The organism is Synechococcus sp. CS-1333 (genome assembly GCF_025128015.1).
Taxonomy (GTDB): domain Bacteria; phylum Cyanobacteriota; class Cyanobacteriia; order PCC-6307; family Cyanobiaceae; genus MW101C3.
In genome coordinates, this window is the sequence record NZ_JAHLYO010000034.1 from 1 (window position 1) to 13,752 (window position 13,752).

General features: G+C 69.2%; 16 protein-coding genes and 1 pseudogene. 10 read left to right on the forward strand and 7 right to left on the reverse strand.

Annotated features, from left to right (window positions below; translation table 11 throughout):
* Nucleotides 1-140, reverse strand: a pseudogene (locus tag KQ303_RS13660) (photosystem II D2 protein (photosystem q(a) protein)); the annotation flags it as partial.
* Between the two features lie 259 nt (nt 141-399).
* Between KQ303_RS13660 and KQ303_RS13665 the strand changes: the two are divergent.
* Both KQ303_RS13665 and KQ303_RS13670 read left to right on the forward strand, forming a co-directional pair.
* A complete protein-coding gene (locus tag KQ303_RS13665) occupies nt 400-1,011 on the forward strand; it encodes a photosystem I assembly protein Ycf4 (RefSeq protein WP_255101309.1) in 612 nt (203 codons plus the stop codon).
* A 5-nt stretch (nt 1,012-1,016) separates the two neighbouring features.
* The gene (locus KQ303_RS13670; RefSeq protein WP_259730727.1) at nt 1,017-1,727 is read left to right on the forward strand and encodes a peptidylprolyl isomerase; all 711 of its coding nucleotides are present in this window, start codon (nt 1,017-1,019) and stop codon (nt 1,725-1,727) included.
* A 6-nt stretch (nt 1,728-1,733) separates the two neighbouring features.
* On the opposite strand, the gene ilvN is transcribed toward KQ303_RS13670, so the two are convergent.
* Nucleotides 1,734-2,264 carry an acetolactate synthase small subunit gene (gene ilvN / locus KQ303_RS13675; RefSeq protein ID WP_094513065.1) on the reverse strand — a complete coding sequence of 177 codons (531 nt, stop codon included), beginning with the start codon at nt 2,262-2,264 and terminating at the stop codon, nt 1,734-1,736.
* A 71-nt stretch (nt 2,265-2,335) separates the two neighbouring features.
* The gene (locus KQ303_RS13680; protein WP_311134172.1) at nt 2,336-3,274 is read right to left on the reverse strand and encodes an alpha/beta fold hydrolase; all 939 of its coding nucleotides are present in this window, start codon (nt 3,272-3,274) and stop codon (nt 2,336-2,338) included.
* A 111-nt stretch (nt 3,275-3,385) separates the two neighbouring features.
* On the opposite strand from KQ303_RS13680, the gene KQ303_RS13685 reads away from it, so the two are divergent.
* The 4 genes from KQ303_RS13685 to KQ303_RS13700 all read left to right on the forward strand — a co-directional run bounded on the left by KQ303_RS13685 (nt 3,386) and on the right by KQ303_RS13700 (nt 6,333).
* Entirely contained in the window at nt 3,386-4,420 is a 1,035-nt protein-coding gene (locus KQ303_RS13685) for a N2,N2-dimethylguanosine tRNA methyltransferase (RefSeq protein WP_399233840.1), read from the forward strand.
* Nucleotides 4,421-4,438: 18 nt separating this feature from the next.
* Entirely contained in the window at nt 4,439-4,537 is a 99-nt protein-coding gene (gene petM / locus KQ303_RS13690; protein WP_094513066.1) for a cytochrome b6-f complex subunit PetM, read from the forward strand.
* Between the two features lie 64 nt (nt 4,538-4,601).
* Complete coding sequence (locus KQ303_RS13695) at nt 4,602-5,564, forward strand: NAD(P)H-binding protein (RefSeq protein WP_259730730.1); 963 nt, start codon at nt 4,602-4,604, stop codon at nt 5,562-5,564.
* Nucleotides 5,565-6,117: 553 nt separating this feature from the next.
* Entirely contained in the window at nt 6,118-6,333 is a 216-nt protein-coding gene (locus KQ303_RS13700; protein ID WP_094513068.1) for a hypothetical protein, read from the forward strand.
* 22 nt (nt 6,334-6,355) lie between these two features.
* Here the strand turns inward: KQ303_RS13700 and KQ303_RS13705 are convergent, their stop codons facing one another.
* Complete coding sequence (locus KQ303_RS13705; RefSeq protein WP_259730731.1) at nt 6,356-7,036, reverse strand: pseudouridine synthase; 681 nt, start codon at nt 7,034-7,036, stop codon at nt 6,356-6,358.
* 1,088 nt (nt 7,037-8,124) lie between these two features.
* Between KQ303_RS13705 and infA the strand changes: the two genes are divergently transcribed.
* Nucleotides 8,125-8,394, forward strand: a complete 270-nt coding sequence (gene infA / locus KQ303_RS13710; protein ID WP_094513069.1) for a translation initiation factor IF-1 — start codon at nt 8,125-8,127, stop codon at nt 8,392-8,394.
* Between the two features lie 39 nt (nt 8,395-8,433).
* Here infA and KQ303_RS13715 read toward each other — a convergent pair whose 3' ends face one another.
* The gene (locus KQ303_RS13715; protein WP_399233844.1) at nt 8,434-9,993 is read right to left on the reverse strand and encodes a DEAD/DEAH box helicase; all 1,560 of its coding nucleotides are present in this window, start codon (nt 9,991-9,993) and stop codon (nt 8,434-8,436) included.
* Between the two features lie 160 nt (nt 9,994-10,153).
* Here KQ303_RS13715 and KQ303_RS13720 point away from each other — a divergent pair, with 160 nt between their 5' ends.
* From KQ303_RS13720 to KQ303_RS13730, 3 genes are read left to right on the forward strand one after another with little or no spacing between them, the layout of a single operon-like run.
* Nucleotides 10,154-10,330: a hypothetical protein gene (locus tag KQ303_RS13720; protein WP_259730732.1), complete on the forward strand. Its 177-nt coding sequence runs from the start codon at nt 10,154-10,156 to the stop codon at nt 10,328-10,330.
* The gene (locus KQ303_RS13725; protein ID WP_259730733.1) at nt 10,330-11,037 is read left to right on the forward strand and encodes an SDR family oxidoreductase; all 708 of its coding nucleotides are present in this window, start codon (nt 10,330-10,332) and stop codon (nt 11,035-11,037) included. The genes KQ303_RS13720 and KQ303_RS13725 overlap by 1 nt, the downstream gene beginning before the upstream one ends.
* A 14-nt stretch (nt 11,038-11,051) precedes the next feature.
* Entirely contained in the window at nt 11,052-12,095 is a 1,044-nt protein-coding gene (locus KQ303_RS13730) for an alpha/beta fold hydrolase (protein ID WP_259730842.1), read from the forward strand.
* Here the strand turns inward: KQ303_RS13730 and KQ303_RS13735 are convergent.
* Together KQ303_RS13735 and KQ303_RS13740 are read right to left on the reverse strand one after the other, a co-directional pair.
* Complete coding sequence (locus KQ303_RS13735; protein ID WP_094513072.1) at nt 12,074-12,466, reverse strand: ferredoxin; 393 nt, start codon at nt 12,464-12,466, stop codon at nt 12,074-12,076. The genes KQ303_RS13730 and KQ303_RS13735 overlap by 22 nt on opposite strands.
* Complete coding sequence (locus tag KQ303_RS13740) at nt 12,463-13,704, reverse strand: 1-deoxy-D-xylulose-5-phosphate reductoisomerase (protein WP_259730734.1); 1,242 nt, start codon at nt 13,702-13,704, stop codon at nt 12,463-12,465. The genes KQ303_RS13735 and KQ303_RS13740 overlap by 4 nt, the downstream gene beginning before the upstream one ends.
* Nucleotides 13,705-13,752 lie beyond the last annotated feature (48 nt).

Sequence of the window (13,752 nt, forward strand, 5' to 3'; positions counted from 1 at the left end):
CCGCCCAGAGCCAGATAGGCCGTGGGGAACAGCAGCAGACCGGACCAGCCGACAAACACGAAGCGGTCGCGCTTGAGCCAGTCATCGAGGACGTCGAACCATCCCCGAGCCGAAGGCGCGCGCCCTACAGCAATCGTCATGGGAAGAAAAAGTGCGGAAATCCCGCCAAGCTGAGGGATACCGCAGGATCGTAACAACGAAACCCACCGCTGCGAGGAAGCCCGAAATGGGCTGACACCCTTGCCGCAGCCAGCGTTCTTAAGCAATTCTTCTGATTGCCCAGCGGCGGCGGCGTGGTGCCGAATCCAGCAACCTTTTCGCTGTTCCCGTCTTCGCTTTTCCACAGCCTCGCGGCACGGAGGCGAGGATGGCAAGTCTTCCGCCACCACCCCCGCTCCCATGCCCCCGGCTTCTTCCTCCGCCGGCACTCCGCCGCGCCCCGACCCGGCCGCCAGTCCAGCTCCCCGCGCCAGCGACCCTGCCGATGTGCTGGAGCAGTCCGTGCAGGGATCCCGGCGCCTCTCCAACCTGCTGGTGGCCTCGGCCGTGAGCGCTGGGGGCGCTGGCTTCCTGCTGACCAGCCTCTCGAGCCGGCTGGGGATCGATCTGCTGCCGATCGGGCACCCCGCCAGCCTTGCCTGGGTTCCGCAGGGCTTGGTGATGGGGGCCTATGGCGTGGCAGCCCTGTTGCTCGCCCTCTATCTCTGGAGCGTGATCAGCATCGATGTGGGCGCCGGTGCCAACCGCTTCGATCGCAGCAGCGGCACGGCCACGATCAGCCGCCGCGGCTTCCGCAGCCTGATCAGCTTCGAGCTACCCCTGCGCGAGATTCAGGCCGTCAAGGTGGACGTGCGCGACGGCCTTAACCCGCGCCGTCGTCTTGCCCTGCGCGTGCAGGGGCGCCGCGACCTGCCCCTCACCCGGGTGGGCGAACCGTTGCCTCTGGCCGAGCTGGAGCAGAGTGGCGCGGAACTCGCCCGCTTCCTCAAGGTGCCTCTGGAGGGCGTATGAACACGATGGCGTTCTCGCTCACCCGCACCCTTCTGGTGAGCCTGCTGCTGTTCACACCCTTCGGCCTCAGCGCTTGCGGCAGCGATCAGAGCCAGGCCGCTCTCGGTTGCGCCTCTGCCGCCAGCCCCTGCCTGAGCGGCAAGGCCGTGGTGTCGCTCCAGACCAGCCGCGGCGAAGTGGTCGTGGAGCTCAATGGCGCCGATGCCCCGCTCACCGCCGGCAATTTCGTCGACCTGGTGCGCCGCGGTACCTACAACAACACTGTCTTTCACCGGGTGGTGAACCAGCCCACACCGTTCGTGGTGCAGGGCGGTGACCCCCAGAGCGCCACCCCCGGCGTGAGTCCCGAGCTGTTCGGCACCGGCAGCTTCGTGGACCCCAGCACCGGTCAGCCCCGCTTCATCCCGCTGGAACTCGGCATGAAAGGCAAGGCCACTCCCCGCTACGGCGAGCAGCTCACCGATCCGGCGGATGCAGCGCAGCTGCGGCTCGTGCACGAGCGCGGTGCCATCGCCATGGCCCGCTCCGAGGACCCCAACTCCGCCAGCTCGCAGTTCTACGTGGCTCTGCGGCCGCTTCCCGAGCTCGACGGCCGCTACGCCGTTTTCGGCCGCGTGGTGAAGGGCATGGACGTGGTGGACCGCATCCAGCAGGGAGACAAGCTGGTGAAGGCCAGCGTGATCGAGGGCGGCACCCTGGTGAAGGGTCAGCCCTGAGGCGCCTCAGGCCGGCACCCGTTTCTCTGAGGCGGTGGTCTTGAGGTAGGCGGTGTTCACACCGGAGGCCCGCTCCAGGGCCACTTTTCCGGTGCGCACGATTTCGAGGATTCCGTAGCTCTCGAGGATCTGCTCGAGGGCCACCAGCTTGCCCGGGTCGCCCACCACCTCAAGGATCAGGGCGTTGTCGGCCACGTCCACCACGTTGGCGCGGAACACCTGCACCAGATCCAGGATGGCGGCTCGGCTCTCGGCCGGCGCCGCCACCTTCAGCAGCATCAGTTCGCGCTCCACCGCAGGAATCGTGGAGAGATCGATCACGTTGAGCACGTTGACCAGCTTGTTGAGGTGCTTGGTCATCTGCTCGAGCGTGCGATCGTCGCCCTCCACCACCATGGTGAGGCGCGATACGCCCCGCTGCTCGGCCGGGCCCACCGCCAGGCTCTCGATGTTGAAGCCGCGGCGGGCGAACAATCCAGAAATCCGGCTGAGGGCACCGGATTGGTCCTCCACCAGCACCGAGAGGGTGTGCTTCATTCCCGGCGGGCACAGCAGGCGATCAGCTTCCCAAATTACGCGCTGGCCTCACGGCCCTCAGGGCCGGGCGCTCAGCGGGGATCCTCGGGCCGGGGTGGCAGACGGCGCAGCCAGGCCTGCAGCAGGCGATCGACCGTGGCGGGATCTTCGTCGTGTGGGCAATGGCCCACCCCCTCCAGCTTGTGCAGTTCAAGGTCGGGCCGGAGCTTCCGCATCTCGGCGGCCACCTCGATCGGCACCAACCGATCGGCTTCCCCCCACAGCACCAGCAGCGGCCGGCGCAGGCGCTGCAGCAGCACCGCTGCGGTGGCTCCACGGGGGCGCAGCGCCATACCGATGCTCATGCCGCGTAGGGCCCAGGCGGCGGTGGGGCGACGTGCCGGACGGGCGATGAGCTGGTGCAGGGCGCTGTCGCCGATCACCGGCGAGTTGTAGGCCGACTGGATGCCCAGATCCAGCAGCGGCGTGCGGGCGATCAGGGGCACCAGCAGCTCCAGCGGCAGCAGCCGGCAGAGCCACACCACCGCCCGGCGTTGCAGCCAGCGCTGCCATGGCGCCCGCCGCGCCGGCACGGGCATCAGCAGGGTGGGATCCGGCAGCGGTGCGGCCACCACCCCCCGCACCCAGGCGGGAAAGAACACGCCGCAGCTGAGTGCCACCAGCCCCCCTAGCGAGTGCCCGATCAGCACGGCCGGCTGTTGCACCACCTGTTCAAGAAACCCCTGGGCCTGACGGGCCCAGAGCCGGTTGTCGAGGCGCATCGCCGGCTGGGCCGAGGCGCCGAAGCCGATCAGATCGAGGCCATAGACGCACCAGCCGGCGGCTGCCAGTGGGCCGGCGGTGGCTCGCCAGTGGCCGCTGCCGGCGGCGAAGCCATGCAGCAGCAGCAGTGGTGGCCCGCTCGGATCGCCCAGCACGCGCCAGTGGCAGTTGAGTCCGCGCCATCGCCACACCGCCGCGCGGCCCCAGTCGGGTCCGGCCGTTGCGACAGGCTGGCCCAGGGATGTCACCAACGGAGCGGGTTCACGCAAGACACCTCTCACTATTGCGAAGCTTCAGCAGCGCTGTGCGCGGGTCAGGGGTTCTTCCGGCCGGAATCCCGGCCCTCCCGCGATCTGGGGGTGCTGCTGGCGCGCCAGCTCAGCCTGGGGGGCCCCCTGCGGGTGCTCGACCTCATGACCGGCTGCGGCATTCGGGCGTTGCGCTACGGCCAGGAGAGCCCGGCCCAGCTGGTGTGGGCCAACGACGCTGACCCGGACCGTCAGCCGTTGCTGCACGCCAACCTTGCCCCCCTGGTGCATCGCCCAGGGCTGGAGTTGCGCTGTTCCGCCCTCACCGCCCAGCAGCTGCTGGCGGGTTGCCTGCAGCGGCAGGAGCGCTTCGAGCTCGTTGATCTTGACGCCTTCGGCTGCCCCACTCCCCTGTTGCCGCTGGCGCTGGAGGCAGTGGCTTTCGGCGGTGTGCTCTACGTGGCCAGCACTGATGGCCGCTCCCCTACCGGCCACGACCGTTCTGCCGCCGTGCGCACCCTGGGGGCTGCGGCGCGGGCCCACCCGGCCAGCTGGGAGCTGGCGCTGCGCCTGCAGCTGGGCGTGGTCGCCCGCACGGCCTGGGCCATGGGGCGGGGCCTGCAGCCGGTGTTCAGCTTCAGTGAGGGCCGCACGTTCCGCACGGCGGTGCGGATCCTGCGCCGGCCCTTGGCGGGCGAGGAACGGCAGCTCGGCCTGCTGGCGCACTGCCACCACTGCGGTGAGCAGCAGGTGCAGAGCCTGCTGCGCCTGCGCCAGTGGCAGGTGTGCTGCGAGCCTGCGGCCGCGCTGGCGGTGAGTGGCCCGCTCTGGATCGGTCCGCTGCAGGATCCCGCCACGCTCACGGCGATCCGTGCTGCCACTGCGGCGGAGGATGCTTCGCTCTGCCGTGCCGCCGCCCGCCTGTTGGGCCGCCTCGCCGCCGACGCGGGCCTGCCCGCGCGCTGCTGGCCCCTGGCCGAGCTGGGCCGGCGCCTGGGGGGCGGTCCGCCGCGGTTGCAGGCACTGCTCGCAGACCTGCACAATCAGGGATGGGAGGCCTGCGCCAGTGGGGTGATGACCGGCCAGTTCCGCACCGATGCCCCCTGGCCACTGGTGCTCGAACGGGCCGGGGCGCTAAATAGGTAGCCGTTTTCCCAACGGGCCATGGCCTCTGAAATCTTCGGCATCGCGGCGATCTTCTGGGTGCTCATCCCCGTGGGTCTGGCCGGCGGTGCCCTGCTGCTCAAGCTGCAGAAAGACTGAGCCGCCTGCGGCGCGTCGCCCCCTGCCTCAGCTTTAGGCTCAGCGCCCTATCCACCGGTGGTTCATGCAGGTTCTGGTCGTCGGCGCCACAGGAACTCTCGGCCGCCAGATCGCCCGGCACGCGCTGGAGCAGGGGCATCAGGTGCGTTGCATGGTGCGCTCCCCTCGCAAGGCCTCCTTCCTGCAGGAATGGGGCTGCGAGCTCACCCGTGGTGACCTGCTGGAACCCGACAGCCTCGCCTACGCCCTTGAGGGCCAGGAAGCGGTGATAGATGCGGCCACAGCCCGCCCCACCGACAGTGCCGGCATCTACACGATCGACTGGCAGGGAAAGCTCAATCTGGTGCGGGCCTGCGAAGCGGCCAACGTGAAGCGCTTCGTGTTCGTGTCGCTGCTGGAGGCGGCGCAGCACCGCAACGTGCCACTGATGGATATCAAGTACTGCACCGAGCAGTTGTTGGCGGCCTCCCAACTGGATTACACGATCCTGCGCTGCGTGGCCTTCATGCAGGGGGTGATCGGTCAGTTCGCCATCCCGGTGCTCGAAAGCCAGACGGTGTGGGTGAGCGGAACGCCCACGCCGATCGCCTACATGAACACCCAGGACGTAGCCCGATTTTCGGTGGCGGCCCTGAGCCATGACGAAACGATCCGCCAGTCCTTTCCGGTGGTGGGGCCGAAGGCCTGGAACACCGGGGAAGTCACCCAGCTATGCGAGCGCTACAGCGGGCGATCGGCTCGCGTGTTCCGTGTGCGGCCCTTCCTGATCCGTCTGATGCAGGGTCTGGCGTCGTTCTTCGAGCCCGGGGTGCAGGTGGCTGAACGGCTGGCTTTCGCCGACGTGACAGGGGGTGGCCAGAGCCTGGAGGCACCGATGGAGGAGAGCTATGCCGCCTTCGGGCTGGACCCGGCCGCTACCACCCGCCTGGAGGACTACCTCAAGGAGTATTACGACACGATCCTGCGGCGTCTGCGCGAGATGGAGGCTGATCTCGACAAGAACGCCAAGAAGAAGCTTCCCTTCTGAGCTTCAGGCGCTTGGCCGCACCTGCCTGTCTGGCCGCGCCTTTCTGTCTGTCCTGTCTGTCCATGGCCGTCCATGGCTGCGGTTGGAATTGTTCCCAGGCTTTGACCACATCGCAGACCCGGAAGCCTGACTGGGTGATACAGCTCGGGCAAGTTCATCTGTACTATGACAGGGGAATGGGGGAGGCCGTTTGAAGGGCTGGAGGAGCCCCAGTGGTTGAAGCAGGAAGTCCAGTGGCTGAATCAGGCGGCCCAGTGGTTGTGTGAGTGGGCCAGTGGTGGAGTGAGGCGGCGCAGTTGCTGATGGGGCGGACATTGGCTGAGGGGGCTGGTCCGCTGACGCCGGCTCCAGTTCGCCCCCTTTCACTTCCTGCCTCTTTTTCCCCAGTTGCTTCCCTGCTGCCCATCCGCTGCAAGGCTGCTCCCTGTCCACTGGGCTCCTCCTACCCAGCCTCTCCCTCGTCACTTCTCCGCTCCTGCCGCGCCTCTCCGGCGCCCCTGCTGGGTCTCTCCCCCGCTTCCTGCCTCTTTCACCCCCCGGCCCTGTTCGCCCCATGTCGATTGCTCAGATCAAGAACCTGCAGCGGCGTCTCGCCAACCTGGAGCAGGAATCGGTGCAGGAGTTGAACCGTGCCTGCGGCCATGAGCTGTGGCAGAGCCTGGGATTTGATGCCCTCGACGCACTGGAGGATCCCGATCGGCGCTCCAGAGCGAACTACTACTACGGCCAACTGCAAACGGTGCGGGAGCTGCAACAGGTGATCGGCTGAGCGGCATGGATGCCAAGCCTCCCTATCCGCCACCGCCGTTGCGCCCGGATTTCCCGCCACCGGCCCGTCCGCCTCGCCCTCGGTCGGGACCGTCGCTCTGGGCGGAAGCAAGCAGGAGCAGCCGCTGCAGGCGTTCCTCCTCCGCCTGGCTCACCGGGCGCCACTGGCCGGCCGGCAGGTCGATCAGATCCAGCGGCGGCTGACCGTCCATCAGGTCGATGGCGGTCCGGATCAGCCGCAGGGTGGGCCATCCCACTGCCGCGGTCATGCGACGCACCTGCCGATTGCGCCCCTCGCGCAGCTCCAGTTCCAGCCAGCTGGTGGGAATGGCGCGCCGCTCACGGATCGGTGGATCTCGTGGCGGCAGGCCGGGATCCGCCAGCAGCCGGGCCCGGGCGGGCAGGGTGCGCTGGCCCTGGATGGTCACCCCCGCTTGCAGGGCGGCCAGCCCGGCCGGGGTGGGCTCCCCTTCCACCTGTACCCAGTAGCGGCGCCAGTGTCCCCAGCGGGGATCGGTGAGCCGTTGCTGCAGGTGGCCCACGCTCGTGAGCAGCAGCAGTCCCTCACTGTCGGCATCCAGCCGTCCGGCGGCGTAGACCTCCCGCACCGGGATGAACTCTGCCAGGTGCACCCATGGGCTGCCCGGTTCTGCCGTGAACTGGCTGAGCACGCCGTAGGGCTTGTGGAACAGCAGGGTGGGCACGGTCGTTGCTCGTTAGCTGTTGGTGGCGGTGGTTGGGGTGGAATGGTGTGCGTCGCCCTCTGGCCTCAGGCACCAGCATGGAGCCCACCGCACGAAGGCCACAGCAGATCGGCCACAGCAGAACTGCCTCAGCATGGAGTCCATTGCCATGGACCTCCGCAGGAAGGCCATGGCTTGCAGATCAAAGCTGGTAGGGGACAGTTTGGAGCCCTCTGCTTGATGACAACTGCTTGATGGCCACTGCTTGATGGCCACTGCAGGAAGGCGACAGCTTGAGGGAGACAGCTTCCAGTCCGCAGCTCCAAGGCTTTCGGGCAGCAGACGGAAGCTCAAAGACGGTAGGCAGTGCCTCCCAGGCTCCTGAGCTGGCTTGAAACAGCTGGCTGATGCCGCCAGGCAAGCCATGGCACTGGCCCCCATCTGGCGCAACCTGCCGGAGTGCATTTCTGGTTTCGGAACTCAATCAGATCGGGCCCGCGAGCCAAACCCTGACCGGGCCCCGGCGGCTGTGATCCACCCAGAGGAGCCCTAACCCATGTGGCTCCACCCCGTTCAGCCAGCCTTCCGATGCAGAACCAGCCCAGCCATTGGCCTGAGGCAGATCCAGGCCGTTAGCTGGATTGCGCAGGCAAGCTCAGCGCCACTCAGCTGGCGCTGCGGCGTGCGCGCCAAAGGTTCACAGCGCCGATGGAAATCAGCAGCAAGCCCAGATCCAGGGACAGGGAAGGAACGATCAAGGCTTGGCCCCGGAGCGATCGCAGACCCTAGGGGTTGGGGGGCGACAGCGTTGTGGCGGCAGGGTCGGCGGGGTTTCGGCCTGCGTGCCACTGAGGTTTGGGTCTGATGCTGCTGGGGGTAGGGCCTGTTGCCGGTGTGGCTTGCTCGGGGCGTCACTGGGCCACTGGTCCGCTGGCTCGGGGGCACTGCTCAGCTGGCGCAGGGCGGGCACTCTGCTGGCTCAGGCGTGATGCTCAGCTTGTGGTTCAGGAGTTGCGCTGCTTACCGGTGTGGAGAGGGGCCGGCCTGGAGGGGGGGAGAGGCGCCAATTTAAGCTGTGCCTTCTCCTACAGATTGAGCACCCGCTCCGCATGATCGAAACCTCGGGCGTGATCGAGAAGGAACAGGGCAATGGTTTCTACCTGGTGACCCTCGATCAGCCCGCTGGCCACCAGTGCCTGTGCCGTGCTGCAGGCAAGCTCACCAAGTTCCGCATCAAGCTGCTGGCCGGTGACAAGGTGCTGGTCGAGATCAGCCCTTATGACCTCACCCGTGGCCGCATCACCTACCGGGAACGCAACGCCGGTGCCACGGGCCCGCGCCCGGGTGGCAACCGTCCGGGCGGCCCGCGCCGCCGCTGAAACCCCTGCGCTGACAAGCCAACCTGCGTGCCCACCGCTTCAGGCGCGCTGACGGGTGTGGAGGAAGCCGGGCAGCTGGGGCCCGCGCAGCCGGATCACCTCGCCGGCTTCATCGCGCAGGGCCTCCAGTGGCAACCCAGGCGCGCGTCCACCCGCCGCGCCCCCGGGCTCCTCCGGCATGGGCTTCGGCTGGATCAGATAGGGCTCTGCCACCGACCAGGTGCGCGCATAGCTGACCAGCAAAGGGTCGGCGGGCGCATACACATAGGAGGGGTGCCTTGGGATCGTTTCCTGTTCCGCCCGCTGGCCATCGACGCGGACGGCCCGCGTAATCGCCTGCACGAAGCGGCTGCGGGTGACCACGGTGGTCAGGTAGGCCACCACCCGCACGCGGGGGGCATCGAAACCTTCGGCGCACATGTCGATGCTCACCAGCCAGTCGGCGCCACCGGCACGAAAGTCCGCCAGCCGCTGGGCCCCCTCCGGATCCTGCGAATGCACCAGCAGCACCTGGTCGCCCTGTTCCTCCAGCAGTCCGGAGAGGCCGCGGGCATGGGCGATGTCGCGGGCGATCACCAGGCCGCCGGCCTCGGGATGGTCGGTGTTGCGAAGTGTTTCGAGCTTGCGCCTCGCCTGAAGCAGCACCCGCAGGGCAATGCTGCTGGGATCCCCCAGGCGGATCGCCCGACGCAGGTTGCGGGCGCGCCAGCTCTCCCGGTGCTCGGCGGAAAGGGGCGAACGCTCCAGTTCAGTTGCCGCCAGCGCCCCATCGGCGCTGGCCTGGCCGTGGTCGACCCAACCGTCCTGGAAGCGGAACTCCAGTGGCCGCACGTCCCCCTGATCAATCAACTGGCGCGGTTCCACGCTCAGGTCGGGGGCGATCTCCTCGACGATCACGCCCTCCTGCCGCCGGGCGATGCGGCGGGAGGCGCTGAAACCGAGGTTGTCGGCGCGGAACGGAGTGCCGCTCAGCCCCAGGCGCATCACGCAGTTCCGGCTGAGACGGCCGAAGGCATGGCTCCAGGCGGTGGCTTCCGGATCGTCGGGATCGAGGCCGAGGTGGTGCACCTCATCGGCGATCGCCAGCACCTTGCCGGCCTGAAGGCCCGCCAGCTCGTGCTCCAATCGCAGCCGGTGCCGGGCCGCGCTCTGGTAGCTGATCAGCAGCCCCTGGCCGGGGACCATCCCACTCCAGCCGCTACTGCCACTGCCTTCGCCTGCAGCGCTCGCTTCGAGATCGAGCTCCCCCAGCTCCAGGCCCAGGCGTGCGGCGGAGGAGCGCCATTGGCTGGCGATCGACTGGCGATGGCAGAACACCAGGAAATGGCTCAGCCGCCCTTCCGCCAGCAGGCGCTGGAACCCCAGCAGAGCCCCCAGGGTCTTGCCGGCTCCGGGCCCGGCATGCACCAGCACGTCTTCGCCCTGCGGCCCGGCGCGCACCAGCCGCCGCCGCATCAGGTCGATCAGCTGGCGTTGCCACTGGCGCGGCCTCAGCCCGCCGCCGGTGGCCGGGCCCGATGCCGCATCCGCTGCCGCTCCGGATGCGGCTGTGGCGGTGCCTGGGGCACGCCTGCCAAGATCGAAGGAGGGTGCGGCCACGGTTCCCTGCGGTGGCGCCATTGTGCCGCCCCTCGCTGTGGCTGCCTGAGCGGAAAGAATGGGGGTTTGTTCCCAGGGTTTTTCCCGCTTCCGCCCCTACGTTCAGGCCATCCCCCCAGGACCTGCAGCCCCCGCTGTTCTCCGCGCCGTTGAGGCCCCGATGAGAGAGTTCCCCGAGTCCGGTCTGCCGGAACCCCTCCTCCGTGAGCACCTTGAGGGTTGTTTCCAGCAGGAGTGCGACATCGACCCCGTGATCCTGCGGGTCCGTCTGCTGCGCCATCTCGGCTCGGTGATGCAGGCCCGCTGCCTGGAACAGGAATTGCTGCCGTTGTTCTGATGCCCTTTCCCTCCACTCCGGCACTGCTGGCCGTCACTGGTGCCTCCGGCAAGACCGGCTGGCGTGTTGTACAGGAAGCGCGCCGCCGTGGTTATTCGGTGCGGGCGATCCTGCGGCCGGGCTCGAGCGTCCCCGAAGGACTGGAAGGGGCGGAGCTGATCCGGCTGGAACTGTCCGACCAGAGCGCCCTGCAGCAGGCGCTCGCCGGTGTGGAGGCGCTGGTGATCGCCACCGGCGCGCGCCCTTCGATCGACCTGACCGGTCCGCTGCAGGTGGATGCGCTGGCGATCCGCAGCCAGATCGCCGCCTGCCGTGCCGCCGGGGTCAAGCGCGTGGTGCTGGTGAGCTCGCTCTGCAGCGGCCGGCTGTTTCACCCGCTCAACCTGTTCGGCCTGATCCTGATCTGGAAGCGCGTCGGCGAGCGCTGGCTGGAGAGCAGCGGCCTGGATTGGACCGTGATCCGCCCCGGTGGGCTGCGCGAAAGCGAGGAGGGTCTCGAGAGCGAGGGGCTGCGCTTCAGCGGTCCGGATCAGCAGGAGAGCAACAGCATTCCCCGCCGCCTGGTGGCGCGCGTCTGCCTCGATGCCGTCGAAGCGCCCGCCTCCATCGGTCGCCTCATCGAAATCACCAGCAGCCAGGACCTGCCGCCCAGCTCCCTGGCCCAGTGGCTGGAGGGGGCGGCCGGCGCCAGCCCCGCGCGCGCCTGATCGCTCCGTTGACGTTGACTGCTGCGGCTTTGCTGGATCACCTGGGCGTGCCGCCCTTCCAGCCCCGGGCGCCCTGGTGGGGCGCCGATCTCCAGACCCTGCGCGACACGCTGCGTCCAGAGCGCTTACCGGCGGAGTCGGCCCAGGCGGTGCCGCTGGCGCTGCCCGGAGGCGAAGCCCTGCTCGGCTGCCTTGATGCCCCCGCTGCTGGCCCCGACGGCTCCACCGCCCGCCCCCACGCCCTCGTGCTGCTGCTGCACGGGCTGGGCGGCTCCAGCCGCAGCATCGGCCTGCTGCGCCTGGCGCATGTCCTGCGGCAGGCGGGGTTTGCCGTGCTGCGGTTGAACCTGCGCGGCGCGGGAGCGGGCCGGAGCCTGGCGCGGGGCACCTACGCCGCCCGCTGCAACCGCGATCTGATCCCGGCGCTGCGGCAGGCCCGCAGCCTCGCCGCCGGCCGCCCTCTGTTGGGGGTGGGGCTGTCGCTCGGCGGCACCGTGTTGCTTAATGGCCTGCTCGACGCCTCCGCCCCGGGGTTGCTGGACGGCCTGGTGGTCGTGAGTTCCCCGATCGATCTGGCCAGCAGTTCGGCCGCCATCGGCCGGCCCCGCAACCGCCTGTACGAGCGCTGGCTGCTGCAGCGCCTGCGCCAGCAGACCCTGGCCGATCCCGGCGGCCTGCAGGACGGGCAGCGCAGCCAGCTGCAGGCGGTGGAGTCGATCCGCGCCTTCGACGCCCTGATCACCGCGCCGCGCTGGGGATTCGAGTCGGTGGAGGCCTACTACGCGGGCGCCAGTCCGCTGAAGCTGCTGCAGGGCTGCCTGGCGGGTGAACCTCCAGCGCGGCCTTTGCCCCCCCTGCTGCTGGTGCATGCCCTCGACGATCCATGGGTGCCCGCTGCCCCCGCGGTGGCGTTGCAGGAGCGGCTCACGCCGGCCTCACCGCTGCAGATCGTGCTCAGCCGGACGGGCGGCCACAACGGCTTCCACGGCCCGGGGGGCAGCTGGTCGGATCTGCTGGTGACGCGCTGGCTGCTGGATCAGGTGCAGGGGAGCCCCTGAACGCCGGTGGCGGTGGGGGCGAACGGCGTGCGGCGAATCACCCAGTCGTCGATGGGACGGCCGGCGATCAGGTGGTCGTCCACGATCCGCTCGATCCGCTCCGGCGTCACACCGCCGTACCAGAGACCTTCCGGCCAGATCAGCAGGATCGGCCCGCCTTCGCACACGCGCAGGCAGTCGGCCTTGGAGCGCAGCACCACCCCCTGGGGGCGCCCCGGGTCCTCCAGGCCGCGCTCGCGCAGCAGGCGCTTGAGCAGGGCCCAACTGGCGGCTCCCACCGCCGGATCACCGCACAGGGCCTTGGTGGGGGTGGCGCAGAGCAGCAGGTGGCGCTCGACGCCGGCTGACGCCGGCAGGATGCCGCTGCTCATGCGGTCAGCAGGGTGCGGCCGGTGGCCGCGGCGGCCTCCCGCACGGCCTGGCGCGCCCAGGCATCAACGGCCAGCACGTCAGCGAGCGAGGGGGCGGCGCTGAGGTCGGCCCGGTGGCGGTCGCAGACCTGTTCGATCAGTTTCGGAATGTCGAGGAAGTGCACCCGTTCCTCCAGGAACAGGGCCACCGCCTGCTCGTTGGCGGCATTCATCACCGCCGGCATCGTGCCGCCGGCGCGGCCGGCAGCGTAGGCCAGGGCCATGCACGGATACTTGCCGCCGTCGGGGTCGCGGAAGCTGAGCGTGCCCACCTCGGTGAGATCGAGGCGGCGCCAGGGGGTTTCCAGCCGCTCCGGCCAGCTGAGGCAGTAGAGAATCGGCAGCTTCATGTCGGGCCAGCCCAGCTGCGCCAGCACCGACGAATCCACCAGCTCCACCATCGAGTGGATGATGCTCTGGGGATGGATCACGATCTCGATGTGGTCGAAATCGAGGCCGAAGAGGTAGTGGGCTTCGATCACCTCCAGCCCCTTGTTCATCAAGGTGGCGGAATCCACCGTGATCTTCCGCCCCATGCTCCAGTTGGGGTGGCTGGTGGCATCGGCCACGGTGGCCTTGGCCAGATCGGCGGCCGGCCAGTCGCGGAAGGCACCGCCGGAGGCGGTGAGCTGGAGGCGGCGCAGCCCCGGGGTGGGAACGCCGGTGGAGAGGCGGGCGGTGTCGGCCCAGGGGGTGCCCTGCAGGCACTGGAAGATGGCGGAATGCTCCGAATCGGCCGGCAGCAGGCGGCTGCCGCTGCGCTTCAGCGCCGGCAGCACCACCGGCCCTGCGGCGATCAGGGTTTCCTTGTTGGCCAGGGCCAGATCCTTGCCCGCCTCCACCGCCGCCAGGGTCGGCAGCAGCCCGGCGCAGCCCACGATTCCGGTGACCACCAGATCGGCGCTGGCCCAGGCGGCAACGGCGCAGAGCCCTTCGTTGCCGCCCAGCAGCTCAGGGCGCCGCAGCGGTTGCCGCTCCTTCGGCAGGGCCTCGAGCCGTGCGCTCAGCTCAGCCAGCAGCTCCCCCTCGGCCAACGCCACCACTTCGGGGCTGTGGCGCACGATCTGCTTCACCAGCAAGGGCAGGTTGCGGCCGGCGGTGAGCCCCACCACCTTGAAGCGATCGGGGAATTCCTCGGCCAGCTCCAGGGTCTGGGTGCCGATCGAGCCGGTGGAGCCCAGCACGCTGATCGCTTTCATCAGAACGGCCCGACGCGGCAGGGCGCCAGTCTCCCATTGCCGGCTGCA

What these genes read in the sequence shown, in the direction of transcription:
- petM (WP_094513066.1), top strand. Translation starts at nt 4,439, where the DNA reads ATGGCCTCTGAAATCTTCGGCATCGCGGCGATCTTCTGGGTGCTCATC.
- infA (WP_094513069.1), top strand. Translation starts at nt 8,125, where the DNA reads ATGATCGAAACCTCGGGCGTGATCGAGAAGGAACAGGGCAATGGTTTC.
- KQ303_RS13735 (WP_094513072.1), bottom strand. Translation starts at nt 12,466, where the DNA reads ATGAGCAGCGGCATCCTGCCGGCGTCAGCCGGCGTCGAGCGCCACCTG.
- KQ303_RS13725 (WP_259730733.1), top strand. Translation starts at nt 10,330, where the DNA reads ATGCCCTTTCCCTCCACTCCGGCACTGCTGGCCGTCACTGGTGCCTCC.
- KQ303_RS13670 (WP_259730727.1), top strand. Translation starts at nt 1,017, where the DNA reads ATGGCGTTCTCGCTCACCCGCACCCTTCTGGTGAGCCTGCTGCTGTTC.
- KQ303_RS13720 (WP_259730732.1), top strand. Translation starts at nt 10,154, where the DNA reads ATGAGAGAGTTCCCCGAGTCCGGTCTGCCGGAACCCCTCCTCCGTGAG.
- KQ303_RS13700 (WP_094513068.1), top strand. Translation starts at nt 6,118, where the DNA reads ATGTCGATTGCTCAGATCAAGAACCTGCAGCGGCGTCTCGCCAACCTG.
- KQ303_RS13695 (WP_259730730.1), top strand. Translation starts at nt 4,602, where the DNA reads ATGCAGGTTCTGGTCGTCGGCGCCACAGGAACTCTCGGCCGCCAGATC.
- ilvN (WP_094513065.1), bottom strand. Translation starts at nt 2,264, where the DNA reads ATGAAGCACACCCTCTCGGTGCTGGTGGAGGACCAATCCGGTGCCCTC.
- KQ303_RS13740 (WP_259730734.1), bottom strand. Translation starts at nt 13,704, where the DNA reads ATGAAAGCGATCAGCGTGCTGGGCTCCACCGGCTCGATCGGCACCCAG.
- KQ303_RS13665 (WP_255101309.1), top strand. Translation starts at nt 400, where the DNA reads ATGCCCCCGGCTTCTTCCTCCGCCGGCACTCCGCCGCGCCCCGACCCG.